General features: G+C 72.4%; 13 protein-coding genes and 1 pseudogene. 7 read left to right on the top strand and 7 right to left on the bottom strand.

Annotated elements, in window-relative coordinates:
- The first annotated feature begins 87 nt into the window (after positions 1 to 87).
- A complete protein-coding gene (locus ACIBJC_RS23840) occupies positions 88 to 681 on the top strand; it encodes a winged helix-turn-helix domain-containing protein (RefSeq protein WP_399295613.1) in 594 nt (197 codons plus the stop codon).
- Positions 682 to 763: 82 nt separating this feature from the next.
- Here the strand turns inward: ACIBJC_RS23840 and ACIBJC_RS23835 are convergent, their stop codons facing one another.
- Both ACIBJC_RS23835 and ACIBJC_RS23830 read right to left on the bottom strand, forming a co-directional pair.
- Positions 764 to 2284: a PepSY-associated TM helix domain-containing protein gene (locus ACIBJC_RS23835; RefSeq protein WP_399295611.1), complete on the bottom strand. Its 1521-nt coding sequence runs from the start codon at positions 2282 to 2284 to the stop codon at positions 764 to 766.
- Between the two features lie 76 nt (positions 2285 to 2360).
- Complete coding sequence (locus ACIBJC_RS23830; protein WP_399295609.1) at positions 2361 to 3161, bottom strand: hypothetical protein; 801 nt, start codon at positions 3159 to 3161, stop codon at positions 2361 to 2363.
- A gap of 207 nt (positions 3162 to 3368) precedes the next feature.
- Between ACIBJC_RS23830 and ACIBJC_RS23825 the strand changes: the two genes are divergently transcribed.
- The 3 genes from ACIBJC_RS23825 to ACIBJC_RS23815 all read left to right on the top strand — a co-directional run bounded on the left by ACIBJC_RS23825 (position 3369) and on the right by ACIBJC_RS23815 (position 7122).
- Positions 3369 to 4682: a sensor histidine kinase gene (locus ACIBJC_RS23825; protein ID WP_399295607.1), complete on the top strand. Its 1314-nt coding sequence runs from the start codon at positions 3369 to 3371 to the stop codon at positions 4680 to 4682.
- Positions 4667 to 5371, top strand: a complete 705-nt coding sequence (locus tag ACIBJC_RS23820) for a LuxR C-terminal-related transcriptional regulator (RefSeq protein ID WP_399295605.1) — start codon at positions 4667 to 4669, stop codon at positions 5369 to 5371. Before ACIBJC_RS23825 ends, ACIBJC_RS23820 begins: the two co-directional genes overlap by 16 nt.
- 149 nt (positions 5372 to 5520) lie before the next feature.
- Entirely contained in the window at positions 5521 to 7122 is a 1602-nt protein-coding gene (locus ACIBJC_RS23815; protein WP_399295603.1) for a DUF1996 domain-containing protein, read from the top strand.
- A 159-nt stretch (positions 7123 to 7281) separates the two neighbouring features.
- On the opposite strand, the gene ACIBJC_RS23810 is transcribed toward ACIBJC_RS23815, so the two are convergent.
- Entirely contained in the window at positions 7282 to 7740 is a 459-nt protein-coding gene (locus ACIBJC_RS23810; protein WP_399295601.1) for a hypothetical protein, read from the bottom strand.
- Between the two features lie 103 nt (positions 7741 to 7843).
- Here ACIBJC_RS23810 and ACIBJC_RS23805 point away from each other — a divergent pair, with 103 nt between their 5' ends.
- On the top strand, positions 7844 to 9832 hold the full coding sequence (locus ACIBJC_RS23805; RefSeq protein ID WP_399296034.1) for a hypothetical protein: 1989 nt from the start codon (positions 7844 to 7846) through the stop codon (positions 9830 to 9832).
- A 109-nt stretch (positions 9833 to 9941) separates the two neighbouring features.
- A complete protein-coding gene (locus tag ACIBJC_RS23800) occupies positions 9942 to 10805 on the top strand; it encodes a phosphotransferase enzyme family protein (RefSeq protein ID WP_399295599.1) in 864 nt (287 codons plus the stop codon).
- Between the two features lie 124 nt (positions 10806 to 10929).
- Here ACIBJC_RS23800 and ACIBJC_RS23795 read toward each other — a convergent pair whose 3' ends face one another.
- On the bottom strand, positions 10930 to 11277 hold the full coding sequence (locus tag ACIBJC_RS23795; protein ID WP_399295597.1) for a hypothetical protein: 348 nt from the start codon (positions 11275 to 11277) through the stop codon (positions 10930 to 10932).
- A 52-nt stretch (positions 11278 to 11329) separates the two neighbouring features.
- On the opposite strand from ACIBJC_RS23795, the gene ACIBJC_RS23790 reads away from it, so the two are divergent.
- Positions 11330 to 12049, top strand: a complete 720-nt coding sequence (locus ACIBJC_RS23790; RefSeq protein WP_399295595.1) for a TetR/AcrR family transcriptional regulator — start codon at positions 11330 to 11332, stop codon at positions 12047 to 12049.
- Here the strand turns inward: ACIBJC_RS23790 and ACIBJC_RS23785 are convergent.
- The 3 genes and pseudogenes from ACIBJC_RS23785 to pulA form a co-directional block, all read right to left on the bottom strand.
- Positions 12040 to 12753: a DUF4230 domain-containing protein gene (locus ACIBJC_RS23785; protein ID WP_399295594.1), complete on the bottom strand. Its 714-nt coding sequence runs from the start codon at positions 12751 to 12753 to the stop codon at positions 12040 to 12042. The two genes, ACIBJC_RS23790 and ACIBJC_RS23785, sit on opposite strands and share 10 nt — an antisense overlap.
- 91 nt (positions 12754 to 12844) lie before the next feature.
- A complete protein-coding gene (locus ACIBJC_RS23780) occupies positions 12845 to 14947 on the bottom strand; it encodes an ATP-binding protein (RefSeq protein ID WP_399295592.1) in 2103 nt (700 codons plus the stop codon).
- 127 nt (positions 14948 to 15074) lie between these two features.
- Positions 15075 to 17696 (bottom strand): annotated as a pseudogene (gene pulA / locus ACIBJC_RS23775) (pullulanase-type alpha-1,6-glucosidase); the annotation flags it as partial.
- Positions 17697 to 17855: the final 159 nt, after the last annotated feature.

The following is a 17855-nucleotide window of genomic DNA, read 5'->3' as shown; positions in this document are numbered from 1 at the left end:
CCTTCGGCCGCCGCGCAGACGTACGTCCCGTCCGTCCCGTCGACTCGACGATCCGACGAGTCCTCCGCGCGAAAGAGCTGACCTCTCATGGCGAACTCCCTTTCCTCCCTTCCCGGTTCCTTCTCCTCGCCCGGCCGTCACCGGCTCCGGGCCGTCGACGACGACGAGACGCCCGGCGCCCTGGTGGGCGCCCCCGCCGGTCAGGTGGTGGACTTCCTGCCGCCGGGCGCGACCTGGCTGCCCGCGCCCCAGCACACCCTGCCCTCGCTGCCGGGACAGCCGCCGATGATCGGCTACCTCGTGCTCGTACCGGCCGACCAGCACCCGGCCGGAGCCGTCGCCCCCGCCCCCGCGCTCGGCCCCACTCCGGCCGCCGTCCCGGCCGCCGCCGCGGTGGGTGGCGGTCCCGTGCTGGTCGACAGTGTGCGGCGGACCGCCGTCGTGGACGGCCGGCCGCTCGACCTCACGTATCTCGAATTCGAGCTGCTCGCCCATCTCGTGGCGCACCCCCACCGGGTGCACAGCCGCGACCAGTTGGTGACCACGGTCTGGGGGTACGGACACGTCGGCGACGGGCGGACCGTCGACGTCCATGTGGCGCGGCTGCGCCGCAAGCTGGGCGCGGACCACCGCCGTTCGATCCAGACCGTGCGGCGCGTCGGCTACAAGTACATCCCCTGATCCGCGGAGGAGCGGGAGAGCCCCGCAGGTCCGGCGATCACCGGAACTGCGGGGCTCCTCCCTGTACTGATCCACGTACGGGTCAGGTACGGGCCGCCCGCGCGCGGGCGCGCAGGCCCAGTGCGCCGTCCAGGGCCAGGAACACCAGCAGGCTGATGCCGAGCAGCGGCAGGAACCAGCCGATCAGCGCGGTGGCCGCGCCGAGCGGCAGCAGCAGGCGCAGCGGTACCTTCCGCCAGGCGCCGCGCGGCATGGGCCGGCCCGCGCTCAGCCGCCGCTCCTTGGTGGGCCGGCGCAGCCACCACATGCGGTAGCCCCAGACGATGAGCAGGATCAGGGCGAGGGCGAGGGCCGCCAGCAGAAGCTGGTTGGGGAGGCCGAGGAAGAGACCCATGTGCGCGTCGATCCCGACGCGGGTGAGCTGCGCGAGCACCGGGTGGTCGGCGAAGCGCAGTTCGTCCATGATCATGCCGTTGGCGGGGTCGACGGAGACCGAGTCGAGCCGGGCCGGGAACTGGTTGTCCGTCTGCGCGACGACATAGCCCTTGCCCGTGGTCGGCAGGGTCACCGCGATCGGCCCGTCGAGACCGGCCTGGCGGGCTGCGACCACGGCGAGGTCGACACCGATGTCGGTACCGCCCTTGCCGTGCGTGCCCTCCATGCCGGGCATGTCCTCCATGGACTCGTGACCCTCGTGGCCGCCGCCCGTGTCCGCCCCCGTACCGCCGGTGCCGGTGCCGCTGTCGAGCGTCGCGGAGACGGCGGGGGTGGCCGAGCCGAGCTGGTCCTTGATCGCGGTGATGTTCTCGCCCGCGTACGCCGACCACGTCAGCCCGGTCGCGGAGAGCAGCACGAGCCCGGTCACGGCCACCATGCCGAGCGAGCCGTGCAGCGAGAGCGTCCTGCGCCGGCCGGTGGCGCCGCGCTCGGGCACCACCAGGGCGCGTTTCGAGGCGCGCTTGCGGGCGGTCCAGAGCAGCAGTCCGCCGAGCGCCACCACCCAGAGCCAGCTCGCGGCCAGCTCGCTGTAGAGGCGGCCCGGTTCGCCGAGCTGGAGATGGCGGTGCGTCTCGGAGAGCCAGGTGCGCACCGGCAGGGCGCCCGAGCTGCCGTAACTGGTCAGGGCGCCCCGTACCTCCGCCGTGTACGGGTCGACGAAGACGGCGAGGGACGTGAACTCCTCGCTGTCGGGCGTGGACATCAGGACCCGGGTGGTCGCCCCCTCCTCGGACGGGAGGCGTACGGAGGTGACGGTGCCCTCCGGATGGGCGGTACGGGCGGCGTCGAGCTGGTCGGAGAGCGGGACCGTACGGTCGCCGACCGGGACCCGCAGCTCATGGCGGTAGATGACCTTCTCCGCCTGGTAGGAGAGGGAGTAGAGGAAGCCGGTGGTGGCGGCGACCAGCAGGAGCGGGGCTATCAGCAGGCCCGCGTAGAAGTGGAGCCGCAGCACGAGGGGGCGCAGGGCGCCCCACAGGGACATGGGCACGGCGTTCGCCATCGGCGCGGTGGTGTCCGGAGCGGGATCGGGAGACGCGGGCGCGGTGGTGTCCGGGGTTCTGTCGGACGGGTCCGCCCGCTGTGCGGGGTCGTCAATGGCCATGACTGTCCTAGGCGTTGGATTCGGGCATGGGGAAGGCCGCGAAAGGGCCTGAAGGCCCCCGGCCGTCCCCTCCGCGTCAGACAGCGGTGGCGGCGGCTCCCGGGGCCGTGGCGCGAGGTGCTCGGCGCGCGGGCGGCCCGCGCCGCGACACCGTGTGCGCGAGGACGACACCCCGGAAGCGGTGCGCGCGGGACGCGCCGGGCCGGGGCCGGATCAGCCGGGGCGCGGCGGGCAGCGCCGCGGAGGTGAGCAGCAGCCGGAGCGGGGTGAAGGCGAGGGCCCCGACGGCGTGTACGAGCCGGAAGAGCGCGGCCTCGCCCTGGGCGAGCCAGAGGGCGCAGACGGCCGCCGCGACGACGTGGGCGGCGAGCATGGCGGGGGAAGCGCCGAACAGCTCGCCCAGCGCCGGGGCCGGACCGGAACCCGGTTCCGCCGCTGTCGCCGTCGCCGTTCCCATGGTCATGCCCCTGCCCGCGCCCCCGCCCGCGTCCATGCCGGAAGCGGAACCCCCGCCCGTACCCGTACCGACGTGCGGTGCGTGCCGGGAGGTGGCCAGTCCGTACGAGAGCGCTCCGGCGAAGAAGAGGTGCAACAGGCCCTGGACGGTGAGCAGTCCGGCGCCGATCGACAGGGCGCCCCGGCGCCGTCCGCCCGCGAGCCAGGCGGCGCACGCGGTCACCGCGAACGCCGCGAGCAGCGCCGTCAGCGGGATCTCGTGCCCGGCAGCGCCGGAACCGGACCCGACGGACCTGCCGGACATACCGGATACACCGGACGCACCGGAGGTGAGCGCGTGTCCCACCGCTGCCAGCGTCACGCACACGGCCGCGAAGGCGGCGGCGCGCACGGCGCGGAGCGCCGATCCGGTCTCTGTCATGGTCCGCACATGGTGCCATCCCGAAGCGGAAGGCGGCAGAGCCCAAAAGCCGCGGCTCCCGCGGAGGTGGTGCTGGGTACACCCCGGGCCGGGTGCGGACCGGCTACCCGCTCCCGCTCCTCTCCGGCGAGACTGGTGGTCGTACCGGGGAGACCGGAACGTCGGACGCCGTCAGGGCTGTCCGGCCACGAAGGGGGCGGGACAGTCATGAACAGCGTCACAGTCAGCGATCCGGGCGGCAAGGCCGGGCCGGCCGGCAGGTGGAGGCCGCGCGAGGCGCTGCTCGCGGCCGTACGCGGACTGGCGCTGGCCGTGGTCGGCCTCCCGGGGTCGATCATCCTCTTCGTGGTGACGGTGGTGTCGATCGTCCTCATCGTCGCGGGGGTCGGCGTCCTCACCACGCCCGCCGTGCTCACCGCGCTCCGCGCCTACGCCAACCAGCGCCGGCTGCTGGCGGCCACCTGGTCCGACGTACGGATCCCGGTGCCGTACCGCCCCTTCCCGCCGGATCTGCGGACCGGGATCACCGGGCAGGTGGAGCGCTGCACGCTGATGCTCAAGGACCCGGCGACCTGGCGCGACCTGCGGTGGCTGGTGGTCGACGTGACGGGCGGCTTCGTCACCGCGCTGTTCACGGCCGCGCTGCTGATCTACCCGGTGGAGGGGTTCGTGCTGGCCGTGGGGTTGTGGCGGGTCTTCGTCGACGACGCGTACTGGTACACGTTCGTCCCCGTCGACAGCCAGTCGACCGCTCTCGCCGCCGCGGCGGTCGGCCTGGTGCTGTTCGGCGCCGGTCTGCGCTACTGCCCCGATCTGCTGCGTCTGCACTTCCGGCTGACCGCGGCCCTGCTGGCCCCCGCCCCCGGTCAGGCGCTGGCCGAGCGGATCGAGCGGCTCACCGAGACCCGGCACGACGCCGTGGACAACTCGGCCGCCGAGTTGCGCCGTATCGAACGCGATCTGCACGACGGCGCGCAGGCCAGGCTGGTCGCCGTGGGCATGGACCTGGGCACCGTGGAGGCGCTCATCGAGAGGGATCCCGCCAAGGCGAAGGAGCTGATCAGCAAGGCGCGGCAGTCCTCGGCGGACGCGCTCACCGAGCTGCGCGACCTCGTGCGGGGGATCCATCCGCCAGTACTGGCCGAGCGCGGACTCGGGGACGCCGTAAGGGAGTTGGCACTGCGGCTGCCGCTGCCGCTGGAGCCGGAGGTCGATGTGGAGCTGCCGGGCCGCCCCGACGCGCCGGTCGAGTCGGCCGCGTACTTCGCGGTGAGCGAGGCGCTGACCAATGTGGTCAAGCACGCGGGCGCCGACCGGATCTGGATCGACATCTCGCACTCCGGGGGCATGCTGCGGATCGCGATCACCGACAACGGCCGCGGCGGCGCGGAGATCGGCCGGGGGTCGGGGCTGAGCGGTCTGGAGCGGCGGCTCGGTACATTCGACGGCATCCTGGCCGTCAGCAGTCCCGCGGGCGGTCCCACCATGGTGACCATGGAGCTTCCTTGCGTGTTGTCCTAGCCGAAGATCTCTTCCTGCTGCGGGACGGTCTTGTCCGCATGCTGGAGGCGTTCGGGTTCGAGATCGTGGCGGCCGTCGAGAGCGGACCCGAACTGACCACCGCGCTGGCTGAGTTGGAGCCGGACGTCGCCATTGTCGACGTCCGGCTCCCGCCGTCCCACACGGACGAGGGCCTGCAGTGCGCGCTGGCCGCGCGGCGGGCCCGCCCCGGGCTGCCCGTCCTCGTACTCTCCCAGCACGTCGAGCAGTTGTACGCGCGCGAGCTGCTGGCCGACGGCGCCGGCGGGGTCGGCTATCTGCTGAAGGACCGGGTCTTCGACGCGGAGCAGTTCATCGACGCGGTGCGGCGGGTCGCCGCGGGCGGTACGGCGATGGATCCGCAGGTGATCTCGCGGCTGCTCTCCCGGCGCGCCCAGGACGAGCCGATCGGCGGGCTGACGCCGCGCGAGCGCGAGGTCATGGAGCTGGTGGCGCAGGGGCGTTCGAACGCCGCGATCGCCGCCCAACTCGTCGTCACCGAACGGGCGGTGGCCAAGCACACATCGAACATCTTCGCGAAGCTGAGCCTTCACGTGTCGGACGACGACAACCGGCGGGTACTCGCGGTCCTCGCCTATCTGGAGGGCGGCCGCGAGTCCGGCGCCGACCGGGAGCACGGGCCCGGCAACCGGGGCCGCAGGTCCGAATGACGGGCATCCGCCCGGTTTGTTGATGGAGCTTTCTATGAATTCCACGGGCCTCTGAACACCTCGCGTTTGAGGCCCGTATGGAACGGAGCGCTTCGCTTCTCCCCCTGCCGCGATTTTCCTGTAATCGGCAACGAAGCTTGAGGAGTTCCATGTCACGCACATCGAGAAAACGCTCCACAGTGGCGAACCGGGCGATCGTCGCCGGGGCTGCCCTGCTCCTGGGCGGGGGTGGTCTGGCAGCGGTCAATGTCTACGCATCGGCGGGCGAGGGCAAGTCCTCGCAAGCGAACCAGAACGTGGCCCAGACGTTGTCGACCATCAGTTGCCCTGACCCGTCGACCAAGCTGACGGAGGTGCCTGAGGCAGCCCGGGCCGAGGTCGACCGCGAACTGGCCAAGATGGACACCCAGATCACCGAGGCCTACGCACGGTTCGCCAGCGAGAAGAGGGCGATAGAGCAGGACTCGGGATACGCCAACAACGCCATCCTCGGTCCGCTGAAGGCCAAGCGGTTCGCGGCGCTCGACCGGATCTCCATCGCGATGGGCCGGGTGGGCACCAAGCCGCAGGGGCTGGAAGCGCTCTCCAACTGCACGCTGCGCGCCGACGACAACGCCGGCGGCGGCCAGGGCAACGGGCAGAACGGCCAGAACGGTGGCCAGAACAACGGTCAGGACGGTGGCCAGGGCGACGGTCAGAACGGCGGCCAGGGCGACGGTCAGGACGGTGGCCAGAACGGCGCCGGCGGCCAGGACCAGGGCCAGAACGGCGGTCAGGATGGCGGTCAGGACCAGGGCCAGGACGGCGGTCAGGACCAAGGTCAGGACGGCGGCCAGAATGGCGGTGCGGGCGGCGGCCAGGCTGGTAACGGCCCCGAAGCCTCCGACTTCGTCGACATCACGACCGTTCAGCCCAACGTCCAGCAGGCCCGTAACGGCCGCGGCGGATCGAAGGGCACCTTCTCCACCGACTGCGGTCGCAACGAGGCCGGCCTGTTCAACTCGGACAATGTCATCGTCGCCCCGGGTGTGACCAACGGCGCCCACCACTTCCACGACTACATCGGCAACCAGGCCAACGACGCCTTCGCGACCGACGAGAGCCTGGCCGCGGCCGAGACCTCGTGTGCGAACCAGGGTGACAAGTCCTCGTACTTCTGGCCGGTGCTCCGGCTCCAGAACGGCCAGGACGAGGCCGACGCCAACTCCGACGGCGGTGGCAAGGAAGGCAACGTCGGCATCATCCAGACGCCGTCGCAGGTGACCAACACCTTTGTGGGCAACCCGAAGGCCAAGGTCACGGCGATGCCTCGCCTGATGCGCATCATCACCGGTGACGCCAAGGCGTTCGTGAACGGCACGGCCAACGCCAACGCCTCGTGGAGCTGCACCGGGTTCGAGGACCGTCAGCTCAAGGACAAGTACCCGATCTGCCCCGAGGGCAGCCAGGTCGTGCGTACGTTCAAGTTCCAGAGCTGCTGGGACGGTGTGAACGCGGACAGCGCCAACCACCGCACCCACGTGGCGTTCGCCGACGGCAACGGCAACTGCGGCAACGGCTTCAAGGCCATCCCGCAGCTCCAGCAGCGGATCGTCTACGACGTTCCGCCGGGCCCGGGCTTCGCGGTGGACTCCTTCCCGGAGCAGCTCCACAAGCCCGTCACCGACCACGGCGACTTCATCAACGTCTTCGACGAGAACCTGATGAACACCATGGTCGACTGCATCAACACCGGTCAGAAGTGCAAGTAGACACACGAGCAGGTGCTGTACGCGCTGCTGTTGCTGCGCGTACAGCACATGCCGCACGTGCCGCGTGTCAGCACGTGAGCCACCGGTGATCCGGTGGTACGGGGAGGGACCCACCCTCCCCGTACCACCGCCCCCCATTCCCAGACCCGCGCTGCGCGGTCAGCTCATGTCGTGACCCGAGTGACCCTCGTTCCCCCCACTGTCATCACTTCCCCCAGAGTGGTGCGACGAGCCGGTCTCCACGGTCCCGCCGAGCCGGCCGCGCAGCGCTTCCGTCACCTTCGCCTCGCCGACCGCGACCCACTTCCTGCCGACGAGATACGAACCGCCGTACGGCTTGGCCTCGTTGAGCCACTCGCGCAGTCCGCGGTCGGTCGCGAACGTGACCAGCACGTACTTCCCATCCTCCGTCTTGCAATTGGCCTGCCGCAGCTCCTCGTTGGGGTGCTGTATGTCCGGGTCGCACTTCGCCTTCGAGGCGATCTCCTCCAGGCTCCCGGTGACCGTCTTCGGCTCCTCGGGGGCCTTTTCGTCGTTCGCGCCGCAACCCGCAGTCAGCGCCACGGAGAGGGCGAGAGCGGGGGCGGCGAATAGCACGGGAAATCGATCCTTACGCATACGTCCATGGTCCCCTGTGATCGGAGGGTCGTGTGGGGGAACCGTGAACTCCACGGCCGGGGCGGGCGGGTGACCATCGGACCCATCGATCGTTCTGGTGAACGTGCCCCCAGACAAAGCCGCACTCGCCCCCGCGCCCCCGGTCCCCCCGACGGCCGCCCCCGTCGGGCTGAACCAGGCCGAGGCGGCGCTCGTACAGCACTACCCCCACCTGGTCCGCCTCGCCTATCTCGTGCTGCCGCCCTCCCTCGGCCGCAACCGGCGCGTGCTGACCGCGCACGCGCTGGTGCAGCGGTCGCTGCCGCGCGGACGCCCGGCGCCGGGCGGGGCCGTGATCCCGGGGCAGCGCCGGGTACAGACCGACGGCTTCGCGGCCCGGCAGGCCGGCTACGCGTACGTACGGGGCGAGGTGCTGCGCCAGGCACTGGACGCCGGGCGCCCGTTGCTCCGCCTCGCCCGGCCCGTCCGCGCCCAGCTTCCGCCGCTCCTCCCGCGCGTCTGGGGGCTGCGGCTCTTCCCGCGCTCCGGCGGCGCCGACGAACTCGCCCTGGACCAGCGGCTGTCCGCCCTCTCGGGACCGGCACGGGCGGTGTTCGTGCTGCGCGGGCTCGAAGGTCTCACGGACCCGGAGGTACGGGACCTGCTCGGCGCGGCCGGGGCGGACGACATCGACACCGCCCTGACGGAGGCCACAGCGGCGGCGTCCCCGCGCCCGGCGTCCCCAGATCCACAGACGGCCACCGACACCGGCGCCCTCCTCCGCTCCACCGAGTTCGACCCCTGTTCGCTCCAGGCCAGGCCCACCGACCTGATGCGCCGCCGCCAGTACCGCAGGGCCGCCCTCGCCGTCACCACCGCGGCGCTCGTCTGCGGGGCGCTGTTCGGGCTGCCCGGCGGCGGCTGGGGCCCGAACGGCCCGGCGGCCCCCGCGTACGCCAGGAACCCGGCGGCGGAGTCGGCCCTCGACCCGGCCCAGGTACGGCGCGTCGCACCGGCCGCGTGGCGGACCGCGCCCCGTACGGACTTCTCGGTCTGGCCCGCGCGCGGCCGGCTGGCCCACGACACCGGCCTGCTGCGCCGGGCACTCGCCGTGTGGGCCCGGCCGGGCGACGCCGTCCACCTCTCGGCGACCCCGGCGACACCGACGGGGCCCCCGATGGGTTCGCCGCAACTGCTCTACGCCGGGGAGGTCGACGGGGTGCGGGTGGTGCTCTTCCACGACGGCCTGCGGGTGGTGCGCTACGCGGAGACCGATGCCGGCGGTCTCGCGGCGCTGGACTTCGCGCGCACGGACGGCGCGGACGAGACGGCGTCGGGGGCGCTGGTCCTCGGCCGCTCGGACGGCAACGTCCGCTATCTGACCGCGCCGTGGGTGACCGGCACGGCCGTACGCGACCTGCTCGCCCCGACCGCCCCGGCGCGCCCGCTGCACCGGGACGCGCACGGCGTGACGGACCCGCTGCCGGCCCCCGGGGCGACTCCCGGGGCCTGCCGCTCCTGGGACACCCTGGAGGTGGCCACCGCCGCCCCGACCGCCCGGATTCTCACCGACCTGGGCGAGCTCATCCCGGCGCGCCTGACCTCGGGCCCGCCGCACTCCCCCCAGGACACGTCGACCCCCGCGGACCGGACGGCCTGGGCCCGCACGGCCTGTCTGCTCCCCGCGGTACGGGGACACGGCGTACGGTCCGTGAACTCCTGGGAGTACGCCCGCCAGCCCCTCCCCGAGTCCAACGGCACGGCGTCCTGGCTCTGCACCCGCGCCGAGACCTGGCGGGGCCCGGGCAGCCGCGTACTGGCCCACTTCCAGGCCCCGTCCTCGACCCCCGCCGCACTCGCGGCGAGAGCGGCGGACTCCCCGGCCTGCGGCCCCCGCGACCCCCGCGTCCTGGCAGGCGTCCTGTGGAAGTCCCGGGCGGGCCACTGGTACCTCCTGGCCGCGGGCACCCCGGACCTGCGCACCCTGACCGCCACGGGCGGAGTCTCCGGCACGTCCACGTCCCGCACCCTGGCGCTCCCCGCCCGGCAGAACACCCTCGCGGAACTCCACGGGCGGGCGGCGGACGGCACGGAGGTGGACGCGCTGCACTGACCCGGGACGCGTTCCGGCACCGCGACTCTGCCGACACCTTGCTAGGGTGCCCGGATCGCACCGCTGGGAGAGTGATGGCAGCGCTCACGAGAGAAGGAGCCAGGCGACGATGCACACGGCAGAGGTCCCACGTGCGGTGGCAGCGGCCATGTCGATCGCCTCATCATGTGGTCTGACAGTCGACGACGCGGTCGTTCTCCAGGACTCGAACAGACTCACGCTGCGTCTGCTGCCTTGTGACGTCCTGGCCCGGGTGGCACCTGTGGCGCATCAAGCGGCAGCGTTCGAGATCGAGCTGGCTCAGCGGCTCACCGAATCCGGGTGCCCCGTGGCCGCTCTCGAACCTCGCGTGGAGCCACGCGTCCACGAGCGGGACGGCTTCGCGGTCACGCTGTGGACCTACTACGAACCCGCGACACCTCACGAGGTCCCGCCGGCCGACTACGCCCATGCGCTCGAACGGCTCCATGCCGGCATGCGCGGGCTCGACATCCCGACGCCGCACTTCACGGATCGGGTCGAGCGGGCTCAGCGACTCGTGGCGGACCGCGACCGTACCCCGGCGCTCGCCGACGCGGACCGGGAGTTGCTCGGCGTCACGCTACGAAGGCTGCGCCGAGTGATCGGCGAGCACGGCGGCGCCGATCAGCTGCTGCACGGCGAACCGCACCCGGGCAACGTGCTCGCCACGAAGAACGGGCTGCTGTTCATAGACCTTGAGACGTGCTGCCGTGGGCCCGTCGAATTCGACCTCGCCCACGCACCCGAAGAGGTCGGCGCGCACTATCCGGGTGCCGATCAGGACCTGCTGCGCGCGTGCCGGATCCTCGTGTTGGCGGTGGTCACCACGTGGCGCTGGGATCGGGACGACCAACTCCCGAACGGGCTCCGGCTGGGCACGGAGTGGCTCGGCCGGATCCGAGCAGCGCTCGATCGCGACGGCGAGGGCGACGATCTCCACGGCGGCACCTGATCGCCGCGGTCTGCGCCACCGCTTTCGGTGACGGCCCGACCTGCGTCTCGGGGCGGCCCGGTGACCAACCCGCCCCCGGGGGACCGAAGCCACCGCAAGCCGCACCTCCGCGCCGTCACCCCGGTCACGGCAGCAGCAGCCAGTCCGCCGCCAGGGCCGCGAGGAGGCCCGCCGCCAGGAGCCAGGTGGAGAGGCGGGTGCGGCCGTGGCGGCTGAGTTCGATCACCACACCGCAGAGGATCATCGCCAGGCCGTAGACGCCCACGACGAGGACCGAGGTGCGTTCCGCCAGGCGGATCGCGAGCAGGGCCGCCAGGGTCAGCAGCAGGGCCGAGGCCAGGGTGATACGGAGCAGACGGGCCTGACGCGGCGTCAGTTCGGCGCGCGGGGCGTCCTGAGTGTCGGAGCGGTCCGGGGCCGGGTCCGGGTCCGGGAGTGGGGTGATGGGGGCGGCCTCGTCGGATGTGCTCATATGCCGGGAGCGTATCGGACATCTCGCGGAAGCAGCCGGTTAGGCTGTGCGCATGACGACCGGGGTGCGCCGAAGAATGGGCGTCGAGGAGCGGAAGCGGCAGCTTATCGGGGTCGCGCTGGAGCTGTTCAGCCACCGCTCCCCCGAGGATGTGTCGATCGATGAGATCGCGGCGGCGGCCGGGATCTCGCGGCCTCTCGTCTACCACTACTTTCCTGGCAAGCAGAGCCTGTACGAGGCGGCGCTGCGGCGGGCGGCCGACGAGTTGGCGGCGCGGTTCCTGGAGCCGCACGAAGGGCCGCTCGGGGCGCGGCTGCACCGGGTCATGGAGCGTTTCTTCGACTTCGTCGACGAACACGGCACCGGGTTCTCCGCGTTGATGCGGGGCGGCCCGGCCGCCGGTTCCGGGACGGCCACGGCGGCGCTGATCGACGAGGTGCGGCAGGCCGCGTACGAGCAGATCCTGGCCCACCTCGGGATCCAGGAGCCGCCCGCGCGGCTGGAGTTGGTCGTACGGTCATGGGTGTCGCTCGCCGAGTCGAAGGCGCTGCTCTGGCTGGACGGGCGGCGGATTCCGCGCCAGGAACTGGAGTGGCAGCTCGTCCACGACTTCGCGGCGCTGTCCGCGGTGAGCGCCGCGTACGACGACGAGATGGCCGGGATCCTGCTGAAGATCCTCGCGGATGAGCCGGCCGACGGTGCCTTCGGTGACCTCGTCGGCCGGCTCATGCGGTTGGGGACCGGGGTGCCGGGGCAGCGCGGTCAGGTGTAGGTGACCTTCACGTCGGTGAAGCCCAGGGAGTGCAGCAGGCCCTGGAGCATGGCGGTGGTGTTCTTCTCGGCGCGGGCGGTGAGTCCGCTGTCCTTGGCGGCGTCGCCGATGTGCCGGGCCGCCAGGCGGTTCACGGCACGTTCGTCGGCCGGGTTGTCGGAGAAGAGGTCGCCGAGCCGGTCGAGCAGTCCGCGCTGCTTGGACACGGCGTAGGAGCGTTCCGCGTCCAGGGCGGGGCTGCCGAGCCGCGCGTGCGGCAGGCTGATCGTCGCGGAGGTGCGGTCCTCGTCGACCGTGACGTTGCCGTCGCCGACGGCGCCGAAGTCGACGTACGAGCTGACCGTGCCCGCCCCCACGAAGAGGGTCCTGGAGCCGCGGATGGCGTCCGGCAGGTACTTGGTGTCCTTCTCCAGGTCCACGACGACCTGGAAGTTGCCTGACGCGGCCTCGTAGCGGTCGAGGTCCTGGATCGACTGGAGCAGGGTCGGCCCCGTACGGTCGTGGGTCTCCTCGCCGAAGAGGCCACCGATTCCGGGCAGCAGGTCGAGCCGGCTGCCGAGGAAGAGCAGCGCGGCCACGACGACGAGTGCGAGGGGCGCCTTGGCCCAGCGGGAGAGCCGCGCGGGGCGCGCCCCGTCCCGGCCCTTCCGGTCCTCCCGGTTCTCTCCCGGGCTCTCTTCCGGTTTCGCGTCGGTGGACGTCATACCTGTCGGATGTCCCGCCGCACGGCGTTCACACGGTCACAAGAAAAGCTTTGCCATAAGCCCCGCCGGGGCTCGGCTCCGTCAACTCGTGTCAGTTTTCCGGCAGATGGCCTCTGAGAGCGCGGGTGAGGCCGCTCTGCCCGTCGTCGACCAGGCCCCGGTGGAAGGCGTTCTCGTACGCCGGGTTCCCGGCCGCCGCGCGGGCCTGGCGCTCGCACTCCTCGCGGACCTGCGCCAACTCCGGTGTGCCGCGATGCGGATGGCCGACCATGCGCCAGAACGCCTGTCCCGTGCCGTAGGCGTGCGCGGCCCGTTCGCCGTCGCCCTGGGCGGCGACCGCGGCGGCCAGCAGGTCGAGGCCGAGGGCGATGCCGAAGCTGTCGCCCAGTTCCTCCTTGCCCGCGACCATCGAGCGGGCGTGGGCCTCCGCCTCGTACGGTCTGCCCTGGAGCAGGAAGATCAGGGCGAGTTGGTAGTCCGCGTACGACCTGGTCCAGCACTCGCCGCGGTCCAGGCAGACGCGGCGCAGCTCCGTGGCCTCGTCCCGGGACTCCTCGAACCGGCCGAGCGCGGTGAGCGCGAAGACCCGGACCAGCCGGCAGCGGAGCTGCGACGGCGAGTCGAAGAAGTCTCCGGGGTGGGTGCGCAGGGCGCGGTCGGCGACGGTGTACGAGGCCTGGGCGCGGCCCATCATCAGACAGGTGAGGCTGAGGAGGTAGGCGGCGGAGAGCATGGATTCGGGGTTCTGGTCGCGCCAGGCGGCGGTGGTGCACCGTTCCCCGATCCGGTACGCGCCCTCGTGGTCGCCCTGGAGCATGACGGTGACGCCGAGGGCCCACAGGGCGCGGGTGCGGTCGGGTCCGGGGGCGGGGGCGGCGTCGAGGGCGCGCTCCAGGTAGATCCTGGCCTCGTGGAGGTGGCCGCAGCAGGTCCAGAAGAAGGCGACGCGGCCGGTCATCTCCACGGCGGTGGCGGGGTCGTCGGCGAGGAGGTGGTCGAGCGCGGCGCACAGGTCGGCGTGGGTGTCGGTGATCCGGCGGTACCAGGCGATCTGCCGGCCGCCGGGCCAGCCCGCGTGGGCGGCGCGGGCCACGTCGGCGAAGTGGGCGGCGTGCCGGTCGGCGAGGAGTTTCTCCTCGCCGAGTTCGGCGAGCCACATCGTGCCGTACTCCCGGATGGTGTCGAGCATCCGGTAGCGGTCGCGGCGGTCCGCGGCGCCGGTCTCCCGGCGCAGGACGGACTGCCGGACCAGACCGGCGAGGGCCGTGGTGACGCCGTCGGCGGTGAGCGGTCCTCCGGCGCAGACGGCGCGCGCGTCGTCTCCGTCGATCTCGCCGCGGAAGACGGAGAGCCGGGCCCAGAGCAGCCGTTCCAGGGGCGCGCAGAGCTCGTGGCTCCAGCCGATGGCGGTGCGCAGGGCGCGGTGGCGCTGGGGCCAGACGCTCTGGTGGGTGAGCGTGTCGAGCCGGGAGTCGAGCAGGACGGCGATCTGGTCGACGGTGTTCTCGTCGAGGCGGGCGCAGGCGAGTTCGACGGCGAGCGGGATGCCTTCGAGGCGGTGGCAGATCTGGGCGGCGGACGCGAGGGTGCCGGGGTCGTCGAAGGAGAGTCCGGGCGCGGCGCGGGCGGCGCGGTCGCGGAAGAGCTGGAGGACGTCGTCCTTGCTGTCCTGGCTGTCCTGGCTGCCCTCGCCGTGTTCGCCGGGTTCGCCGGGTTCGCCGTCGAGGGGCAGCGGGGGTACGTCGAGCAGGTGCTCGGCGTGGATGCCGAGGGGCTGCCTGCTGGTGGTGAGGAGAGTGAGGCCGGGAACGGCGCCGAGGAGTACGTCGACGAGCCGGCCGCAGGCGTCGGCCATCCGCTCGCAGGAGTCGAGGACGAGGAGGAGGCAGCGGTGGGCGAGCCATTCGCAGAGGGCGTCGATGGGCATGCGCAGGGAGTGGTCGGAGAGTCCGACGGCGTCGGAGACCGTGATGAGCAGCATCCGCTCGTCGTGGAGGGGGGCCAGGTCGGCCCACCAGACGCCGTCGGGGTAGCGGTCCGCCTCCCGCGCGCGCTCGGCGGCGCGCAGCGCGAGTCTGCTCTTGCCCACGCCGCCGCTGCCGGTCAGCGTGGTCAGCCGGTGCTCCGTGAGCGCGCTTTCCACCCGGATCAGTTCGGTCCTGCGCCCTACGAAGCTGGTCGTCTCTTCGGGCATGTTCCCCACCACGGGGACAGTGTGGACCAGTTCGGGCCCGGGACCGACACCCGTGGTGGGAAACGGTCAGAAACAACCGCTAGACGCCATTTTTCGGTCAGTTACTGTTGACTATTAGTCAATTCACTTACCGTCCGATGCCCTGGCGGCGGGCGTCGAAGACGGCGACCGTACGGGCCGGCACGGTGAAGGTGCCGGACGCCCGCTCGTACGTGGCGGACCTGACCGTACGGTCCGCCCCCTGGGCCTGGACGCGGTGCAGCGCGTACGGACGACCCGCCAGCTCCGTCACACGCTGGCTCCGCGCCGACGGCGTGGCGTTGAAGACCACGACCAGATCGCCTAGGCGCATCGTGATGACGCCCGGGGTCTCGTCACGACCGGAGAGCGGGAAGGACAGCGACTGCTGGACGGCGGCCGTGGAGACGAGGCCGAACTCCGGTTCCGTGGTGCGGATGCGGAGCAGGTCCCGGTAGGCGGCGGAGGTGCCGTTGATCTCCGAACAGCCAGGCTTCAGGGCGGGGTTGGCCAACAGGGGCCGCGCATATGGCCACTTGTCCGCGTTGTCGGCGGCGGGCGGCAGCCCACGGCCGAAGCCGTTGCCAGCACCACCGCCACCGCCACCGTCCCGGCAGTCCCAGTGGATCGCGTTGAACCAGTCGCCGCTGTCGTACGAGTTGCGGTCCAGGGACTTGGAGCGCAGCAGGTCCGTACCGGCCTGGGAGAGCGCGGGCCCCTGCGAGAGCGCGGCGGTGGCCAGCGCCACCACCTGCATACGGGAGCGGTCGGCGGCGGACGTCGACGGCGGCAGCTTGAACGCGAGGGCGTCGTAGAGGGATTCGTTGTCGTGGGCGTCCGCGTAGGCCACGGCGTCCTCGGGGGTGGCCGCGTACCCGGCCGGGACGCCGTTGTAGTCGACCTCCGCGCCCCGGACCGTACGCCCGGAGGTGTCCGTGAACCGGTACCCGGCGAGGCTGCCGGAGAGCCCCACCTTGACCAGGTCCTGGTAGTGCAGCAGCCGGGCCCGCTGCTCCTCCCGACTGCCGTTGGCGGGCGAGGAGTTGGGGGCGGTGTAGAGGCCGGAGGCGAAGCCCTGGACGCCCGGGTCCGCGTCGAAGGGACTGCCGCCGCGTACCGCGTCGCGGGCCCGGTCGGAGAAGGTCGCGATACCGGTGCCCGCCATGTTGTGCTGGGTGGCCTGGACGAAGCGGGCGTCGTCGGCGATCTCACCGAAGTTCCAGCCCTCGCCGTACAGGACGATCGCCCGGCCGTCGACACCGTCCTTCGCGGGGGTCAGCGCGTCGAGCGCCTTCCGTACGGCGAGGATGTTCGCCCTGGGGTGGTGGCCCATCAGGTCGAAGCGGAAGCCGTCGACCTTGTACTGCTTGGCCCAGGTGACCACCGAGTCGACGACGAGCTTGCCCATCATGGCGTTCTCGGGCGCGGTGTTGGCGCAGCAGGTGGAGGTGGCGACGGTGCCGTCCGCCAGCAGCCGCTGGTAGTAGCCGGGCACGATCCGGTCGAGTACGGACTTCTCGTCCTGGCCGCTCGCCACGGTGTGGTTGTAGACGACGTCCATGACCGTGCGCAGCCCGGTGGCGTTCAGCGACTGCACCATCCGCCGGAACTCGACCGTACGCGGGGTCCCTTCGGGGTCGGAGGCGTACGAGCCCTCGGGCACCGTGTAGTGCAGCGGGTCGTACCCCCAGTTGTACGCGTCCCGGGCCGCGGTGCGCGCCACACACGCCTGCTGCTCCTCCGAATCGGGCGCGTACACGGCCAAGTCGCAGGCGGGTACGGCCTGTTCGGACTTCCGCTCGGGGATGGTGCCGATGTCGAAGGCCGGGAGGAGATGGACGTACGAGGTGCCCGAGGCGGCCAGCGTCCGCAGATGCCGCATACCGGCAGACCCGGTGTCCGTGAAGGCCAGGTATCCGCCCGGGTGGCGCGAGGTGCGGTCCGCGACCGAGAAGTCGCGGATGTGCAGCTCCTGGATCTGCGCGTCGCGCAGCGGTACGGCCGCCGGCTTGCGCAGGGTGGACCAGCCGGCGGGCGCGAGCCGCGGGTCGGCGAGGTCCACGACGAGGCTGCGCGCCGAGTCGGTGGTGAGCGCGGTCGAGTAGGGGTCGGTGACCTTGTTGGTGACGGTCCTGCCGACGCTGGGCGCCCAGACGGTCACGGCGTACCGGTACGGCTCGCCCGCCCAGGACGCGGGGCCGCGCACCGACCAGACGCCGGAGGCGTCGTCGCGCCGCATCGCGACCGTACGCGCCTCGGCGCCGTCCCCCAGTTCGAGGGAGACGGTACGGGCGGTCGGTGCCCAGACGGAGAGGGCGGGGCGGCCCCCGGCGAAGACGGGGCCGAGCGACGCCTCGGTCGCGCGGGCGCTGTAGAGGTCGTCCAGGACGCCGGAGATCTGGACGCCGGTGGCGGCGAGGACGGTGCCGTCGGCCGCGCGCTGGGTGACGGTGACCGGCCCGCGGAGCGCCGTACGGGCCCGGGCGCGGTCCCGTACGTCCACGGTGAAGGCCGGATACTCCTTGAGGTGCGGGAACCTGGCCGCCTGCGCACCGGTGAGGCGGCCGGGCGCGAGCCGCAGCCGCCCGTCACCGCCGTCACCGTAACCCAGCTCCAGACGGGCCCCGGGGACGGCGGCCACCTTCCAGACGACGGTGCCCGCGTCGATCCACTGGGCCTCGGAGGCGGCGACCCGCGCGGACGCGGGGACGGGGCTAGGGACGGGCGCGGCGGTGGCCGGCGCGGGCGCGAGCACCGCGCACAGGGCGGCGGCGACGACGGTGGTCACCGCGGCGCGCAGGGAGGGGCGTGGCACGCGAGGGCTCCTCGGGATGACGGGGGTGCGGAGGGGGACGGGTGTACGCGCGAAGGGCGCCGGGCGGGGCCGTGG

It is taken from the genome of Streptomyces sp. NPDC050509, from assembly GCF_044457965.1.
Classification (GTDB): domain Bacteria; phylum Actinomycetota; class Actinomycetes; order Streptomycetales; family Streptomycetaceae; genus Streptomyces.
The sequence above is the reverse complement of the archived record's forward strand: the minus strand, read 5'-3'. Positions and strand labels throughout refer to the sequence as shown.